This is a genomic window from Vibrio sp. 1-1(7) (assembly GCF_013048485.1).
In the GTDB taxonomy this organism is placed as follows: domain Bacteria; phylum Pseudomonadota; class Gammaproteobacteria; order Enterobacterales; family Vibrionaceae; genus Vibrio; species Vibrio fujianensis.
Genome location: NZ_VHSP01000002.1, coordinates 625,655 through 642,753, shown reverse-complemented (window position 1 = coordinate 642,753; position 17,099 = coordinate 625,655). Strand labels below are relative to the sequence as shown.

Sequence of the window (17,099 nt, the reverse complement as noted above, 5' to 3'; positions counted from 1 at the left end):
AAACTTCTCCTGTGACCGTGTTCAGTATATAATTATGGCCTTTAAATTTTCAAACGAGACTCCGTTTTGCATTCCAACGTTGCCCTACCCGAAGAATTTCTTACCACTATTGCCGAAATTCTTCCTCCCCATTTAAATCTGTCTGACTTTATTCAAGCCTGCCAAAGGCCGTTACGAAAAAGCATTCGAGTTAATACGTTGAAAATCACGGTGTCAGATTTTATGCAGCAGGCACAAAGTAAAGGCTGGCAATTAGACGCTATACCTTGGTGTGATTGCGGGTTTTGGATCACCGCTGATGAAAGTGAAGTTCCGCTTGGAAATACAGCAGAACATATGGCGGGATTGTTTTATATTCAAGAAGCCAGCTCAATGATGCCCGTTTCAGCCCTATTTATGCAGCAAACCGCAACGTTTGATGCGGTATTAGATATGGCTGCAGCGCCTGGTTCAAAAACGACTCAAATGGCGGCATTAATGGATAATCAAGGTGTATTAGTCGCCAATGAATATTCTGCCAGCCGGGTAAAAATTCTTCATGCTAACATTGAGCGTTGCGGAATAAGAAACGTTGCTTTAAGCAACTTTGATGGCCAAGTCTTTGGGGGATGGTTGCCAGAACAGTTTGATGCCGTTTTACTAGATGCCCCTTGTTCGGGAGAAGGAACCGTTCGTAAAGATCCTGATGCGATGAAAAATTGGAGTAAATCTTCAGTACTTTCTATTGCTTGTACCCAAAAAAGCTTAATTGAAAGTGCGTTTCAAGCATTAAAAGTGGGCGGTATCATGGTCTACTCTACTTGTACTTTAAGCCGCGAAGAAAACCAAGACATATGCTGGCATTTAAAGAAAACCTATGGTGATGCAGTGACTTTTGAACGGCTAGATTCGCTATTTGAACAAGCTTCTCATGCCATCACTGAAGAGGGATTTTTACATATATTTCCTCAAATATATGATTGTGAAGGTTTTTTTGTTGCTAGGATAAGAAAAAATGCTGCGGTACCTTCACCACAAGTGAAAAAGCGCTTAGGCCAATTTCCTTTTGAAAAGGCCAACGCTAAAATTTGTGCCGAAATAAATCAACAACTAAAAACGTCTTTAGGGATTACGCTCCCCAACGAAACCAGTCTCTGGTTACGAGATAATGATATTTGGCTATTCCCCACGGCATTAGAACCCATGCTAGGTGAACTCAGGTTTTCTCGCATGGGCATTAAAATCGCAGAGACTCATAAACATGGATACCGCTGGCAGCACCAACTAGCGACCACACTGGCAGTTGGCCATAATATCCATCGTATAGAACTAACAAAAGCACAAGCAAGGGAGTGGTTTATGGGCAGAGACATCCGCCCAGAGCAGAGTCAAAACCAAGGTGAAGTGATCGTCTCTTACCAAGGGCACGCGATCGGATTAGGTAAATGGGTCAGTAACCGAATTAAAAATGGACTTCCAAGAGAGCGAGTCAAGGATAAAAACTTATTTTAGTCCACGAGGCAATGCGATGGTGAAGCCAAGAAGCCAACCTGCATCCTGATCTTCAAAAAATGAACTATACTTGGGTTGTTATTCTCGAATAACGAAGAAGATATTCAGAGAGTAATGCTGTTCCCTTATGAACTAACTTCCCCTAAGGCCCAAAACCTTGAGTTTCGGGCCTTTTTTTATCATTAGACACTACACTAAGCGAATACCATCTTGTTCAATGATGATCTTACCTTGCTTAAATAAACTACCAATCGTTTTCTTAAACGTGCCTTTACTGGTGCGAAAGGTAGCAAAAATAGCTTCTGGAGATGATTTATCGCACAAAGGCAAAAATCCCCCCTTTTTCTCTAATATTTCTAGCACCTTTGAAGTGAGCTCATCCATCTTTTCTACTCCGATCTTTTGTAAGGCAAGATCGATTTTACCGTCAGGACGAACCCCCTTGATGTACCCTTTAAGCTTTTTACCGATAAATAACTTTCCAAACACATCGGAAGGGAAAATCATTCCCCAGTGCGAACCATTGATAATTGCCTTATAGCCAAGTTCAGAACGCTCTGCGATCAAAAGCTCAACTTGTTGGTTACGAGTATAGTGGGCTGGCGTTTTATCCAGCCATTTATTAAATTTTGTGGTTCCAACTATCCGCCCTGAAGCTTTATCGATATAGACATAAACCAAAATCGTTTGTCCGACAGTAAAACGGGCGCGCTGCTCACTAAAAGGAACCAGTAGATCTTTATCTTTAATTCCCCAGCTCACAAAAACCCCAGTACTGTTAACGCTGACAACTTGCATTAACCCCCATTCACCCACTTGTGCAATCGGCATTTCTGTTGTCGCGGCCAGTTGGTTTTCTGAATCCAAAAATAAGAACACATCGATAAACTGCCCTAATTCAACCGCTTCTGGAATATATCGTTTAGGCAACAGTGTGGTACCAAACTCTCCCGCATCCAAAAAGACACCAAAGTCTGTTATCTTTACGACTTCTAAACTATTAATCTGGCCAATGTTAATCATGTAAAACGTCTCACAGCAAATTTGCAGAGATTATACGTGATCTCTGGTATGCTTTCTCCCTATTGTAAAGATAAAATTCAGTAATTTTTCAGGAGCTTTCGTTGATCATTGTAGATAAGCATGACGCGGTTACTTTAAAAATTTCAACCGAAATGTCAAAAAGTAAAAAACTGGATCTCGATGCTTATTTATTTATTCCAGGAGAACTCGGTTTAACACCGGAAGTGATGTCTGAATCTGAGTTTTTCTATAGCTCAATTCATCAAAAGCGTTCCTATTACAGCGATAAAATTCTGCTTCCTCTGGTACACAGTCGCTTGGCACAACGAGGCCGGCTTTCATCCACTCAATATCGTGTCAGCTTAAGTCTTTTTGCCTATCAATACGTGATCGCTTTAGATCGAGCGGTAAGTCAGCTCAACTCAAACAGTGACAACGTTACAGCAGATGAGGTCGATACTGTGATAGAGCTATCGCTTGATATCCTTAAACGTTTGAGACGTACCATTCCTTACGAAGAAAGCATCAAGCGTTATTACGCTAATATCGATAACTATCTTTCTTGGTATACTGAACAAAAGTTTCTTTCTATTATTGCTCATTTAACCCGCGACAGTGATTATAAAACCATCAAAGAGCGATTGATCACTTTAGTAGAAAAAGAACAAGCACACCGAGCACTCAATCATTACAACTCGCCGAAGGCTGATACGGATATCACGCGATTAAGCAATAAAATGCGTTTATTACGCCGCCTCATTGAGCATCCTATTATTCTCAATGAGAAAGTCACCTCCTTGGGCAATAATATGAAGCGAGCGGTTAAAGGCGTAGCCACCGGCTTAATTATGGTCATCGTGACCATTACTGCGGTGTCAGCTCGTGATTATTGGGGCGAAATTACCGCCTCTTTTATTATTGCCATGTCTTTCATTTATGCTTTACGCGAAATATTCAAAGATGATCTACGTGATATGCTTTGGCGCTGGATTCGTAAAGGTAAGCCTAAATGGCGTCGTCGTTACTTTGACCCGAGTACAGCGAAACAGGTAGGACAAAAAGATGAGTGGCTCGATTATCGAAACTTATCCACTTTACCGGAAAAAATTAAAAAACTAAGAAAGAAACGAGTGGTTCAACGAGAAGAACAAATTTTGCACTACTGCTCTAAGGTTGAAATGTCCACCTCGCGCTTTATGAGCGGTTATGAAGAAACTCGAGAATCAATGATGATCGACCTCAGGCCGATTACACGTTTAATGGATAAAGGTTCTAACCGAATTTATCGTCTTAATAACGGCCAAGTCAGCCGAGAGTCCGTTGAAAAACGCCATCTCATTAACTTAATCGTGCGAGAAGATGATCATCAACATCCTCCGGTTTATTACCGTTGGAAAATCGTTCTGAACCGAAGCAAAATTGTAGATATCGAATCAATAACATTAGACTAAGCTTTACTGCATTTTAGTGATAACGTCAGCCAGAACTCAGCCATTGGCTCATTGCCATGCAGCGACGGGCATGTGGCGATAATTTTTATCGCCTTATTTACTCGCTGTCCTGTTGCGATGGTTTGATCTAACATTTCATCAATCACTTTACCTTGATCGCAATGAAAATGAACTGCAGCCTCAGGACGCCTAAAAAACTCCGCTTTGACCCCTTTAAACGCCAGTGAAATCGGTTGGCCACGCAATTGGGCTTTATGCATCGCCATAAATCCACCAGCCACATCAGCACCCACAGCCAATACACCGAAATACATACTGTTGAGATGATTTTTATTACGTCGCTTTAAAGGAATAGAAACTTCTACCGCTTGAGCACTAAGCGAGAGAATTTTTGGCCGACAATACCAAATTAAAGGGACTTTAAGAAAACCAAAATAATTTAAATAAAAATTTGCTTTAGTAAGTGCTGAAAGCATAACCACACATCCTCATTGACTTGTCAGACCAGTAAATTCCAAGCCAAGAAAAATGTCAACAGAATGTTAAAAAATGAGGCGGTTCTACTTTAATTCCACTGCCTTGATCACTTTTTAGTTATCCCGATGCCCATACAATGCATCGGGAAAACCGGTGGGCGGCGGTTCAAAAATTATAAATCGATTCAGCGTGCACATTCTCTGCTAAAAAATTTTGTAGCTTAGGGTAAGCTTGTAGTGCATGAGTTACCACTAATAAAGGCTTTTTCGCTTGCTGAGCGGCTTTGATAGCGGTTTCTGCTAACAACATAATCGCCTCACTATCTGGGTTATAAAGATAATCAAGCTCACGATTGTCTTTATCAACAGCTAAAGTAAATTGTGTTAAATCCTGCCAATCAATCACCATACCATCAAAATATTGCAATAGACGTTCAGCCAAGATTGCAGCAGCTGGGACATGACAAGCGTATAAAACTTTCAAGCCATTAAGCCCACGCGGCAGGCCCTGTTCAGCCAGACGATCAATGATAGTTGCTGCGTCACTCAATGCTCGAACAAAGGGAACAACAATTTCAATATGGTAGCCTTTATCGCGTAATTCTTTGATGACTTGGCACTCTAAATTAAATGCCTTCGCATACGCCTCAGAAGCAAACCGAGAAACACCACGTACGCCCATCGCTGGATTCATTTCTACTGGCTCACGTTCGCCACCAATTAATGTTTTAAATTGTGCACTGTCTACTCCACTAAAACAGATGCGGATCACTTTATGGAACGGACGAATTCCCTCTTCAATCCGGCTAACTAAGGTTGCCACAAAATGCGCTTCGATGGTTTTTCCATCTAATAATGCCGACAACGAGTTTTTTTCTAATTCAGTGACTGAAGCATCCTCAAAAGACACTGCCGGATGATAAAAAACACTATCAGCAATAAGCTCAGAAAGAGAAACAAACAAATCATCACTCGCGGTTTGGGGCGAGGTTTGAGGTAATGTATTTCCTTGTGCCAATTTTGGCACGATCGCTAGTGGTTGCTGTAAACTCATGGTAGCTCCGTTCATCCTTAAATTGATAGACTTGAAAATACCGATATACAGCAAGAAAAACAAGTAAATAAATTAAATAATTATTCATATTAAATGAATAATTAAACGAAAAGTAAATTGTATCACGCCCTTTTGTGTTAAGTGGTTTATTCTGACCGGTAAATTCGTTATCTTTAGCGCTTCGCAATAAAAAGAACAGGCAATCTTATGCCACTGAAAACTGATGAATTACGCACCCAAGCCTTGGGTCCTATGCCCACACCGGCTGAGCTCAGTCAGGCTCACCCTATCACCGATGATATCGCAGATCGTATCGCTCGCTCACGGCAACAAATAGAGCAAATTCTTACTGGCAAAGATGATCGATTACTGGTGATTATTGGCCCTTGTTCCGTTCATGATACTCAGGCCGCTCTCGACTACGCTTTTCGCTTAAGCCAAATTCAAAAAAAATATGATAATGAGCTATTCATTGTCATGCGTACCTATTTTGAAAAACCACGTACGGTCGTCGGCTGGAAAGGCTTGATCACTGACCCCAATCTCGATGGCTCTTATGCCTTGGAAGATGGTTTGAACAAAGCTCGACAATTACTGTTAGAGATCAATAAACTTGGTTTAGCTACAGCCACCGAGTTTCTCGATATGATTACTGGGCAATATATTGCCGATCTTATCAGTTGGGGAGCCATTGGAGCACGTACAACGGAATCACAAATTCATCGAGAAATGGCATCCGCGCTATCTTGCCCAGTCGGGTTTAAAAATGGTACGAATGGCAACATAAAAATCGCTATTGATGCAATTCGAGCCTCTCAAGCCTCTCATTATTTCTATTCACCTGATAAAAATGGGCGAATGACCGTCTATCGTACGAGTGGTAATCCATTTGGTCACATCATTTTACGAGGTGGCGAAACCGGACCAAACTTTGATCAAGCATCAGTAGCGCATGCGTGTGCACAATTGGCTCAATTTCAGTTACCACAACGCCTAGTGGTCGATTTTAGCCATGCAAATTGCCAAAAGCAGCACCGTAAACAGTTGGAGGTTGCAGAAGTCATTTGCCAACAACTGGAATCAGGCAGTACCAAGATTGCTGGCATCATGGCCGAAAGCTTTATTGTCGAAGGCAATCAATCGATGGGTGACTTAAATAATCTCACTTATGGGCAATCGATTACCGACCCTTGTTTAAGTTGGGAAGACACGAACCTCATGATCGCCCGATTAGCAAAAGCGGTAAAAATAAAACGAACTTGTAACGAATAAGGAAACAAACCATGCCTTCTTTTGATATCGTTTCAGAAGTTGATAACGTCGAATTGCGTCATGCGGTCGATAACTCTAATCGAGAACTGGCCACTCGCTTTGATTTTCGTAATGTAGAAGCAAGCTTTGAACTTAAAGAGCAAACCGTAAAATTAGTCGCGGAAGGTGAATTTCAACTGAACCAAATGATGGATATTTTGCGCAATAATTTAGCCAAACGAGGCGTTGATGTTCGCTCGATGGAGTTGAAAGATTCAGTCCACTCCGGCAAAAAATGGTATAAAGAGGTGATATTAAAGCAAGGTATTGAAACATTACTGGCAAAAAAAGTGGTCAAAATGATCAAAGATGCCAAATTGAAAGTTCAAGCTGCTATTCAAGGCGATAAAATTCGAGTCACAGGCAAAAAACGAGATGATTTACAATCAGTGATCGCTTTGCTTCGAGACTCTGAACTAGAACAACCTTTTCAATACAATAACTTTCGTGACTAATTGCGTCAGGTCACCGATGTACAGATAAAGAATCCAGCCTTATTTATTCGGCTGGATTCTTTATTACAAGCCCAAATCTTCCGATAAAGACTTAATTTGCTCTAAATCCATTTGATGGACTCGAAGCATCTGCGCTATCTGGCTAAGTCTCGAGTTTGCATCATCTTGCTTATCACAAGCATCCGATTTAGCATCCCAAGACTGTCCTTGTAGATAAATATCGCACTCTTTTTTAAGTTCCTTTGCAGTTTTAGCTAATTGCTCTTGTTCTTGCTGTAACTGCACGATCGCCTGTTTGACTTTCAATTCTTTTTGAAACAGTTCACGCGAACGTTCAAACAGAACGGCTTGCATATCCGCTTGCCGATTTAAACGAGAATTTTGCGCATCTGCACTCTGCAATGCATCTTTTTGCTTATCTAACTGCTGCTCTAATGAAAGGTTGATTTTTTCCAATTCCACCAGTTGTTTCTCAACCTGCTGAAGTTTGGTTTGATACTCTTTTTGCTGAGCCTCTAATTGTGATTGCAATTTCGCTTGCCATTGTTGTGCTAACTGCTCTGAATTTTGAGCTGTGACAACATTATGCTGCTGCATTTCATCTTTCCATTGCTGAAATTGCACTTGTAAGTTTGAGTAGTTCACTTCCCATTTCGTAGCAGTTAAGCTCGAGCCAATCAGTCCTCCCAAGGCAAGGCCTAAGATTGCGGCAATCGTAATGTATAAATAACTGCGCTTATCACGCTCTTCGATGATAACGACATCATGTTCATCTTGATTTTTTTGATTCACATAAACTCCCAACGATACATCAGCGGATCAATTCAGTGACAACCAGTGAGACGGTATAGAGAGCAAAAGCACTAAGTAAGACTATCACTATCCACTTTTGGAATTTGGCATTCGTTCCATAACGAATAAGTAAAAACGCTAACACAATCAATACTCCAATTGCGATTAGTCTACCCATAACTCACTCCCTCGTTTCTTGTTTACCTAACTTATTTAAGCTTAGGCATAAACACTCCGTTCGACTTAAAGCAGGTCGGTATTATTGGTTTTTATCACAACACCACACTGCTTATAACTGCTTCATGCACACTCTCTGGCAGGCACGTCACGTTAATTCGTTTTACCCTTGCTATTTTATACCACTGATTACGTCTAAATAGTCAGAGAAAAGTTGATTATCTGTATTCAGGATCAAGAAGTTACCCTTCTCTGCCCGATAAATTGTTCAATTTACACACCAAACGTTTATCTGACCAATCAATTACCTGTTACTTTATATTTGTAGATGACATCACAATTTTTTTTCGTTAATATCGCCAAGCAAATTATCACCATATCAGATAATTGTTCCGTTGAAGACTGCAGGAGAGAGGTTGTTAACCTATATGTAACATATAGGCCAAGCAAACCCGCCGAAGAAGTAAATCTTTCAGGTGCTTTATTCTTCTTAGAAGAATTGCGAGGACTGTAGTTGGAGGAACCTCTGGAGAGAACCGTTGAATCGGTCGCCGAAGGAGCAAGTTCTGCTGGTTTACACCATTGCAGAGTGAAACTCTCAGGCAAAAGGACAGAGGAGTGAAAGGTCATTTTTCAAACAAGCCGCTATGGCTTGCTTTTTGAGCGTTATGCTTTATTCCTTTCCTCTTCTCCTTAGATATTACTTATTAAGGGGAATACATGAGTAACCTACAATCACTGCTACAAACCATTGATCACTTTATCTGGGGGCCACCCCTTCTCATTTTACTCGTTGGCACAGGCATCTATTTTACTTTTCGGCTAGGCCTTCTTCAGTTTCGTCGTTTGCCTTCAGCTATAAAAATGGTGTTCAGTAAAGAACCCGGTGATAAGCAGGGTGACGTCTCTAGTTTTGCGGCGTTATGTACGGCGCTTTCGGCAACCATAGGTACAGGTAATATTGTCGGTGTGGCTACCGCTATTAAACTCGGCGGGCCCGGGGCTTTATTTTGGATGTGGCTAGCCGCTTTATTTGGTATGGCAACCAAATATGCGGAATGCTTACTTGCGGTTAAATATCGTAAGGTCGATGACAAAGGCCAAATGGTTGGCGGGCCCATGTACTACTTGCGAGATGGTGTAGGTTCCAAAACACTCGCCGTTTTGTTTGCCGTATTTGCGCTCGGGGTTGCTTGCTTTGGCATTGGTACTTTTCCACAAGTCAACGCGATTCTCGATGCAAGCGAGATCTCTTTGGGAATTCCTCGTGAAATATCCGCCATTGTACTGACTATCCTAGTCACTTTTGTCACCATTGGTGGTATTCAATCGATCGCCAAAGTCGCTGGAAAAGTCGTTCCTGTGATGGCGCTTTTTTATATTGTGGCTTGTCTTAGTGTGATCATTAGTCATGCCGATCAACTCATTAGCGCTTTGCAATTAGTACTAGTGTCCGCCTTTACTCCAACCGCAGCAAGTGGTGGATTCTTAGGCGCAAGCATCATGCTTGCTATTCAATCTGGAATTGCTCGCGGGGTATTCTCTAACGAATCAGGGCTTGGTAGCGCTCCCATGGCCGCAGCTGCTGCCAAAACAGACTCTTGTGTTAGGCAGGGGCTCATTTCTATGACGGGAACCTTTTTCGATACCATCATTATTTGTACCATGACCGGCCTTGCTTTAATTTTAACCGGAGCATGGCAAAGCGACTTAGCCGGAGCTGCGATGACAACGAATGCGTTTGCTACTGGCCTTCAAGCACAAACCTTAGGGCCGCTATTAGTCTCTATTGGGTTAATCTTTTTTGCTTTTACCACTATTTTAGGTTGGAACTACTATGGCGAACGCTGTGTCGTATTTCTGTGGGGAACCAAAGCCATTTTGCCTTATAAGGTTATTTTTATTGCTTTGATCGCGTCAGGTGCTTTTTTACATTTAGACTTAATTTGGATTATCGCTGATATTGTCAATGGACTAATGGCGATTCCTAACCTAATTGGTTTGATCGCTCTACGCCAAGTTGTGCTCCAAGAAACCAAGCTTTATTTTGATGCTCAAATTCCGGCTATTAAACGAGTCAAGGCCAAAGCATAACGCTCAAAACCGCAGAGTAATCTGCGGTTTTTCAAATATCTATACGGATTCATCAGTGATTAGCTTAAGACCTAACCCCATTAACACCACTCCAGTGGTGCCTTCCATCCAGCGCATAAAAGTCCTATTTTTTAATAAATTTTTCGCTGAACTCAATGCCCCGGCCAACCCACATTGCCAACTCATTGCGATCATAAAGTGAATTCCAGCCATAAATAAAGATTGCAATAAAGGGGAGTGTTCTGGATTAATAAATTGTGGAAGAAAAGCAAGGTAAAATACGGCTGTTTTAGGGTTTAATACATTAGACAAAAACCCCTCCCGTAGTGAGCGGTTAATATTCAATTGGGTATGAGATAAACGGCTCACTTTTATCCCTTGTCCTGCAGTAGATAACGAACGCAAACTCACAAAACCTAACCAGATCAAATAACCCGCGCCCACCATTTTCATGATATGAAACAGTTCAGAGGATTGGGTTAAAATGGCTGAAATGCCAATGGCTGAGAAAGTTGCATGAACAAATAACCCAACACAAATACCGAGGCTTGTTACACAACCATCAGCCATTCCTGCACGAGAAGTATTACGGATCACTAAAGCGGTATCTAGCCCTGGGGTTAATGTGAGGATAGTAATAGCAATAAGAAAAGCTTCAAAATTTTGAATATACATCATGGCTCACCAAATAGTTTGGATGGGGCGAGCAAGCTCCTCACTCTGAAAAGAGCAAACACATTGACGTCCCTATCAATCATCTTTTCTTCTGTTGCACATAACAAAATTCAGTCGTCTCAAAATCAGTTTGGACGGCTGAATAGTTACAAGCACAGAAAGGTTATTTCAAGTTTATATAATCATAACTTGCTGTAACAAGCTATTAGAGTTTTTGACTAAATTGACTGATCGCACCCACAACTTTTTGTGCGCCATGTTGTACATCCTCCATCAATTGGCCTGCTTGAGTCGATAATGCCAAAGTATCACCCGCTTGTGCTTGACAAGCGACTATCAGTTCCACCGCTTTGGTTGTTTTCTGTAAGTTCTCTGCTACAACCGTCACGATTTCTTCCGTTGTACTGTTTGTTCTGGAGGCGAGTTGTCTGACTTCATCAGCCACCACCGCAAAACCACGCCCTTGTTCACCGGCTCTTGCGGCTTCAATCGCAGCATTAAGCGCCAACAAATTAGTTTGATCAGCAATCCCACTGATACTTTCAACCAGCTTACTTATTTCTTGAGAATGCTGATTAAGGGATTCAATATCGGCAGTCGCCTGCTTCATTTGCTTAACGAGATTATCCATTTTATCAATAATAGCGGTGACAACTTGTTGCCCCTCTAAGGTTTGTTGGCCGGTTTCTTCAGACACCGTATAGGCAATTTTTGCCGCTTCTGAAACCGCTAATTCTTGATTGACTTGATCCGTGATAACCGTGGCAAACTTCACGACTTTATATAGCTCACCGACATCGTTATGAATAGGATTGTAAGACGCTTCCAACCACACGACCTGACCGTAACTATCAACTCGTTTAAAACGCTCAGAAACATATTGCCCGCTGGCTAATTTTTTCCAAAAAGCGGAGTACGCTGAGGAGTTCGCTTCTTGTGCGTCACAAAAAATACGGTGATGTTTTCCCGCAATCTGCTCATTACTGCGGTATCCCATTGCACGGAGAAAGTTATCATTAGCACGAATGATATGTCCGTCCAAGGTAAATTCAATCACCGCCATTGAACGATTAAGTGCGTTCAACATATCTTCCTGTGCGCGAGATGTGGTAATGGTACGGGTAAGTTCTGTCGCCAAAACAATAAAATGTAACAACTGCCCTTGCGTATTAAGAATCGGCTGCAAAATAATGCGTAGCCAAGCTTCTTGTTCGTTTGGCTTTTCTATTTGAAATGCCCCATTCCAATGTTTTTTCTGTTCGAGGGCGACCTTCAAGTTGTTGAAGTGTGATGTATGTCTAGCCTTCCGAGGGACTAAATCAATAAGATTTATTCCTTCAATCGTCGAAAACACAATACCGAGTTCTTGTTCAAAATTTTCATTAACCGATATAATTTTACCTTGCGGGTTAAGCGTAATTCTCAGCATATCTCCATCAAGACTCTCTCGAACCTGTTCTAATGAATAGAGCTGATCCTTTAATTGCTGATTTTCTTTTTGGCATGATTTATTGAAAAACATACAGTCCCAACACATTCGATCCATTTAGAATGAATATTAGCATAAAATGATTGAATCACTATTGGTTATCAATGGTATCGATTAATTACTTTACAGCACAGGAAGGAGACCGCATACTTGCCGCGATATAACGTTCCTGATAATAACAAGTATGATTCAGCCACTTATTTTTACTGTATTGATATTGAGTACTTTATGTTCACTCGATATCACGATAACGCCGACGTCTATCGGTGCTGAGACGAAAATTCGTACCACTGTTTCACCCAAAACCGTTCATTCTTCCTATCACTCAATGTGATAAACTCCAGGCTCGAGCCACCTCATGCCACATGGGCCCAGTCGATATTTGATGATGATGTTACGATATTAAATCCAATAGCATCTGACTCAACGACGCTTATTCATCTGCTCATTACATTGGCTTATTTTTCAATACTCATCATTGGAACGCCACTATTTATCCGTAAATCTCTTCAGTTTTTAAACCTTTACTCTCGTTTTGCTCACACATAACCACTCAATCAACACCCTGAAAAATTTAATATTTACTGATTGAGGAACACAATATGAGTGCGTTATTGTCGATATTTTCTGCCTTATGGCATCAGGATCTGTTGGCGTTACAACAGGCCGATCTTTCTTTGCTTTACCTGTGTTTAGGACTACTAATTTTTGTCGAAAGTGCGTTTATTCCCGCCGCCGCTCTACCTTGTGATAGCGTGATGATTCTTTGTGGCAGCCTCGCCGCGTTAGGAATATTAAATCTCTATATGGTTATTGGTGTTCTTGTGCTGGCAGGTTGGTGGGGAAGTATCGCTGCTTTTTATCAAGGCTATCATCTTAAAGAATCGCGCATAGTCTCTGTTTGGCTCGAGAAAGTATCTGATAAGCAATGGCAAACCACCGATCGTCTTATCCAAAAATATGGTTTATTGGCGATGTTCTTTGCACGCTTTATTCCGGTGGTTCGTTCTTTATTACCGATGGTTATGGGATTGAGAAATACGATTCTTCCTACGCGTTTTTTACTCACTTCTCCATCAAGCGCATTGATATGGATCCTATGTCTGATTTTCTCGGGCTATGGTATTTCACTATTACCTGAGCATCTATCTAAAATCGTCAATCAGTTGTTAATGCTAGCTCCGCTGGCAACGCTATTTATTGCGCTATCAAGTATCGCGCTTGGGGGTTGGATACGGCGGCGAGCCAATCATAAACATAAAATAGCCAAGATAAAACGGATTAAAGAGTAGGCACTGTAAACGCGTTTTAATCGCAGCGAGAGGTTTGTAGCCTAGTGATTGTAAACAAAACACTGCTCAACAAAGAGTAAAACGCTGCTAGCCGCCCCCTTCGAGCAGCGTTTGTGGCTCTTTTCTACGGCGTTATCGGCTTCTCAAGTAGAGCCACTACATTTCAACCTTTGCCTTATATAAAGAAACCACAAACGGCTGCAAAAATCAGCTCGAAAGATCAACATCCCCTAATGATGAAGTATTTTTTCTAGTTCACTCAAACTGGTGGGATCATCAATGGTGGATGGAACGGTGTAACTTTCTCCATCAGCAATTTGCCGAATAATACGCCGTAAAATTTTACCGGAACGGGTTTTCGGTAAACGTTCCACCACTAAGGCATGTTTAAAGCAAGCCACTGCACCAATTTGACGACGAACCTGACGGATTAGCTCTTCCTCTAAGGTCGGCGCATCAATTTTAACACCATCTTTTAGCACAACGAAACCGAGTGGAAGCTGACCTTTTAATTCGTCATGCACTCCCACGACAGCACATTCCGCAATGGCGGGATGTGCGCCGAGAATTTCTTCCATTTCCCCGGTGGAAAGACGGTGCCCCGCTACATTAATCACGTCGTCAATGCGTCCCATAATAAACAGGTAACCGTCTTCATCCAGATATCCCCCATCACCTGAAACATAATAACCGGGAAATTGAGCTAAATAGCCGGATTCAAACCTATCATGATTTCGCCAAATCGTGGTTAAACAGCTTGGAGGTAGTGGACGCTTGAGGGCGACAAAACCTTGTTGATTAGCTGGCAATGACTCACCCAATTCATTCAGTATTTCTACCTGATATCCGGGAATCGCTTTCGTCGCAGATCCCGCTTTTACTGGTATGAATTCAAGCCCTAAGGTATTCCCCGCAATCGCCCAGCCCGTTTCCGTCTGCCACCAGTGATCAATCACAGGTTTATCGGTATGGCTTTCAACCCATTCAAGAGTCGGAGGATCTAATCGCTCGCCAGCCATAAAAATCGTACTTAGCTGTGATAAATCGTATTGCTTAAGCAGTTCGCCATTTGGATCTTCTTTTTTGATCGCCCGAAAAGCGGTTGGCGCAGAGAATAAGGTGTCAACTTTGTATTCTTGGCACACGCGCCAGAATGCGCCTGGGTCTGGTGTTCGTACCGGTTTCCCTTCATACAAAATCGTCGTGCATCCGTGAATAAGTGGTGCATAAATAATGTAAGAATGCCCAACCACCCATCCCACATCAGAGGCCGCCCAAAAGACCCCCTCTTGAGGTTGACGATAAATCGTATGCATCGAATATTTTAAAGCAACGGCATGTCCGCCATTATCCCGCACAACACCTTTCGGTTTTCCCGTCGTTCCCGAAGTATACAGAATGTAAAGCGGGTCGGTAGCCAACACCGGCACACACGCGCTAGGAATGGCATGTTGTAGCAAACTGCTCCAATCAACATCTCGCGCATGGTTAAGATCAGCAAGGCACTCTGGCCGTTGATAAACCACGACTTTTTCAGGTTTCCAGCGACTATCCATAATGGCTTTATCCACCATAGGCTTATAGGAAATCACTTTATTGACTTCGATGCCACAAGAAGCAGTGATGATCACTTTCGGTTCGGCATCTTCAATTCGAACGGCAAGCTCATTCGGCGCAAAACCGCCAAAAACGACAGAGTGGATAGCCCCTAGCCGAGCACAAGCCAACATAGCCATGGCGGCTTGAGGAATCATCGGCATATAGATGATCACTCGATCTCCTTTGGTTACTCCTTGATCGGCTAACATGCCAGCCACACGCGCGACACTGTCACGTAATGCATTATAGCTATAACGTTGCTTTTTCCCGGTAACGGGCGAGTCATAAATTAATGCCGTGTGATCACCACGCCCTTGCTGACAATGATAATCTAATGCAAGCCAACACGTATTCATCACTCCATCCGAAAACCAACGCTCAATCCCGTTGTCATCTATTGATAAGATTGTTTTCGGAAATTTGAACCAATCAATCTGCTGAGCTTGAGCTTTCCAGAACGTTTCCGGTTGCTCCTTTGCCGATAAATATTCCTTTAAATATGCCGACATCGTGCCTCTCCTTATTCGTTCTTTAGGCTTTCAGCTGGAACTCGAACCCACCCTTCCATCAAAATACGGGCACTGCGGCTCATGACCGCTTTTTCAACCCGCCATCCTTGTTCTGAATGGCAAGCCTTCGCTCCCACTTTTAATGTGCCCGATGGATGACCAAAAACCACTTGCGTTTTTTCTCCGCCGCCTGCAGCTTGATTGACAATGGTTCCCGGTACACAAGCAGCGGCAGCAATCGCAACCGCCGCCGTTCCCATCATGGCATGATGTAATTTCCCCATCGACAAGGCACGCACCAACACATCAACCTGCTGCGGAGTGACCGTTTTACCGCTAGCGGTGAGATAGTTTTTCGGTGGAGAAACAAAGGCAATTTTGGGCGTATGTTGCCGAACCTTTGCTTCCTCTAAGTCGGTGATTAATCCCATTTTTAGTGCACCGTAAGCTCGTAACGTTTCAAATCGAGCCAATGCGTGCGGATCGTTATTAATTTCATCTTGTAACTCACAACCGCGATAGCCGATAGCGCTCGCATCAACAAAGATGGTTGGAATACCGGCATTAATCAGCGTCACTTGCAAAGGCTCAAATCCCGGTATCACTAACGTATCGCGCAAGTTCCCTGTTGGAAACATCGATCCTTCACCTTCTGCGGGATCGAGAAAATCGACTTGGATCTCTGCCGCAGGAAACGTCACGCCATCAAGTTCAAACTCGCCGACTTCTTGTACTTCACCATTAATAATAGGAACGTGAACAACGATGCTCTTTTGAATATTAACTTGCCAAATGTTGACTTCAACAACCCCATGCTCAGGAATCCGTTGTGGATCAATCAATCCGACGTGAATGGCAAAGGGGCCAACCGCAGCAGAAAGGTTGCCGCAGTTACCACTCCAATCAACAAAAGGTTTGTCTATCGATACCTGACCAAAGAGGTAATCTACATCGTGCCCTTCTTTTTCGCTTTTGGAGACAATCACCGCTTTACTGGTACTGGACGTCGCCCCGCCCATTCCATCAATCTGTTTGCCATAGGCATCTGGGCTGCCGATGACTCTTAATAACAACTTATCGCGTGCCTCTCCGGGCACTTGTGCCGCAAGTGGGAGATCAGACAACTTAAAAAACACCCCTTTACTGGTTCCCCCTCGTAAGTAAGTGGCGGGAATTCTGAGCTGTGGCGCGATATTGACATCACTCATAAC

At 42.6% G+C, this 17,099-nt stretch carries 15 protein-coding genes and 1 riboswitch; of the genes, 6 read left to right on the top strand and 9 right to left on the bottom strand.

Annotated elements, in window-relative coordinates; genetic code table 11:
* Positions 1 to 66 precede the first annotated feature (66 nt).
* Positions 67 to 1,491 (top strand): 16S rRNA (cytosine(1407)-C(5))-methyltransferase RsmF, encoded by a 1,425-nt coding sequence (gene rsmF, locus FKN05_RS10805; protein ID WP_099611215.1) that lies wholly within the window; start codon positions 67 to 69, stop codon positions 1,489 to 1,491.
* A gap of 189 nt (positions 1,492 to 1,680) precedes the next feature.
* On the opposite strand, the gene FKN05_RS10800 is transcribed toward rsmF, so the two are convergent.
* Positions 1,681 to 2,514, bottom strand: a complete 834-nt coding sequence (locus tag FKN05_RS10800) for a CvfB family protein (RefSeq protein ID WP_170887480.1) — start codon at positions 2,512 to 2,514, stop codon at positions 1,681 to 1,683.
* A 101-nt stretch (positions 2,515 to 2,615) separates the two neighbouring features.
* On the opposite strand from FKN05_RS10800, the gene FKN05_RS10795 reads away from it, so the two are divergent.
* A complete protein-coding gene (locus tag FKN05_RS10795) occupies positions 2,616 to 3,965 on the top strand; it encodes a hypothetical protein (protein WP_099611213.1) in 1,350 nt (449 codons plus the stop codon).
* Here FKN05_RS10795 and FKN05_RS10790 read toward each other — a convergent pair.
* Both FKN05_RS10790 and FKN05_RS10785 read right to left on the bottom strand, forming a co-directional pair.
* Positions 3,962 to 4,441, bottom strand: a complete 480-nt coding sequence (locus FKN05_RS10790; RefSeq protein WP_170887479.1) for a DUF4442 domain-containing protein — start codon at positions 4,439 to 4,441, stop codon at positions 3,962 to 3,964. The two genes, FKN05_RS10795 and FKN05_RS10790, sit on opposite strands and share 4 nt — an antisense overlap.
* Before the next feature lie 166 nt (positions 4,442 to 4,607).
* Positions 4,608 to 5,495 carry a putative PEP-binding protein gene (locus FKN05_RS10785; RefSeq protein ID WP_099611212.1) on the bottom strand — a complete coding sequence of 296 codons (888 nt, stop codon included), beginning with the start codon at positions 5,493 to 5,495 and terminating at the stop codon, positions 4,608 to 4,610.
* A gap of 207 nt (positions 5,496 to 5,702) precedes the next feature.
* Between FKN05_RS10785 and FKN05_RS10780 the strand changes: the two genes are divergently transcribed.
* Positions 5,703 to 6,767 carry a 3-deoxy-7-phosphoheptulonate synthase gene (locus tag FKN05_RS10780; protein WP_170887478.1) on the top strand — a complete coding sequence of 355 codons (1,065 nt, stop codon included), beginning with the start codon at positions 5,703 to 5,705 and terminating at the stop codon, positions 6,765 to 6,767.
* An 11-nt stretch (positions 6,768 to 6,778) separates the two neighbouring features.
* The gene (locus tag FKN05_RS10775) at positions 6,779 to 7,261 is read left to right on the top strand and encodes a YajQ family cyclic di-GMP-binding protein (protein ID WP_099611210.1); all 483 of its coding nucleotides are present in this window, start codon (positions 6,779 to 6,781) and stop codon (positions 7,259 to 7,261) included.
* A gap of 63 nt (positions 7,262 to 7,324) precedes the next feature.
* Here the strand turns inward: FKN05_RS10775 and FKN05_RS10770 are convergent, their stop codons facing one another.
* Complete coding sequence (locus FKN05_RS10770; protein WP_099611209.1) at positions 7,325 to 8,053, bottom strand: chromosome partitioning protein ParA; 729 nt, start codon at positions 8,051 to 8,053, stop codon at positions 7,325 to 7,327.
* 19 nt (positions 8,054 to 8,072) lie between these two features.
* Positions 8,073 to 8,231 carry a hypothetical protein gene (locus FKN05_RS10765; RefSeq protein ID WP_099611208.1) on the bottom strand — a complete coding sequence of 53 codons (159 nt, stop codon included), beginning with the start codon at positions 8,229 to 8,231 and terminating at the stop codon, positions 8,073 to 8,075.
* Positions 8,232 to 8,746: 515 nt separating this feature from the next.
* Positions 8,747 to 8,854, top strand: a riboswitch (glycine riboswitch).
* Between the two features lie 96 nt (positions 8,855 to 8,950).
* On the opposite strand from FKN05_RS10765, the gene FKN05_RS10760 reads away from it, so the two are divergent.
* Complete coding sequence (locus tag FKN05_RS10760; protein WP_161427431.1) at positions 8,951 to 10,324, top strand: alanine/glycine:cation symporter family protein; 1,374 nt, start codon at positions 8,951 to 8,953, stop codon at positions 10,322 to 10,324.
* A gap of 39 nt (positions 10,325 to 10,363) precedes the next feature.
* On the opposite strand, the gene FKN05_RS10755 is transcribed toward FKN05_RS10760, so the two are convergent.
* Both FKN05_RS10755 and FKN05_RS10750 read right to left on the bottom strand, forming a co-directional pair.
* Positions 10,364 to 10,999 (bottom strand): LysE family translocator, encoded by a 636-nt coding sequence (locus FKN05_RS10755; RefSeq protein WP_099611207.1) that lies wholly within the window; start codon positions 10,997 to 10,999, stop codon positions 10,364 to 10,366.
* Positions 11,000 to 11,204: 205 nt separating this feature from the next.
* Positions 11,205 to 12,521 (bottom strand): methyl-accepting chemotaxis protein, encoded by a 1,317-nt coding sequence (locus FKN05_RS10750; RefSeq protein WP_099611206.1) that lies wholly within the window; start codon positions 12,519 to 12,521, stop codon positions 11,205 to 11,207.
* Positions 12,522 to 13,090: 569 nt separating this feature from the next.
* Here FKN05_RS10750 and FKN05_RS10745 point away from each other — a divergent pair.
* Positions 13,091 to 13,780 carry a DedA family protein gene (locus tag FKN05_RS10745; protein WP_170887477.1) on the top strand — a complete coding sequence of 230 codons (690 nt, stop codon included), beginning with the start codon at positions 13,091 to 13,093 and terminating at the stop codon, positions 13,778 to 13,780.
* Between the two features lie 230 nt (positions 13,781 to 14,010).
* Here the strand turns inward: FKN05_RS10745 and FKN05_RS10740 are convergent, their stop codons facing one another.
* Together FKN05_RS10740 and prpF are read right to left on the bottom strand one after the other, a co-directional pair.
* Complete coding sequence (locus FKN05_RS10740) at positions 14,011 to 15,888, bottom strand: propionyl-CoA synthetase (protein WP_161428030.1); 1,878 nt, start codon at positions 15,886 to 15,888, stop codon at positions 14,011 to 14,013.
* A gap of 11 nt (positions 15,889 to 15,899) precedes the next feature.
* A complete protein-coding gene (gene prpF / locus FKN05_RS10735) occupies positions 15,900 to 17,096 on the bottom strand; it encodes a 2-methylaconitate cis-trans isomerase PrpF (RefSeq protein WP_170887476.1) in 1,197 nt (398 codons plus the stop codon).
* Positions 17,097 to 17,099: the final 3 nt, after the last annotated feature.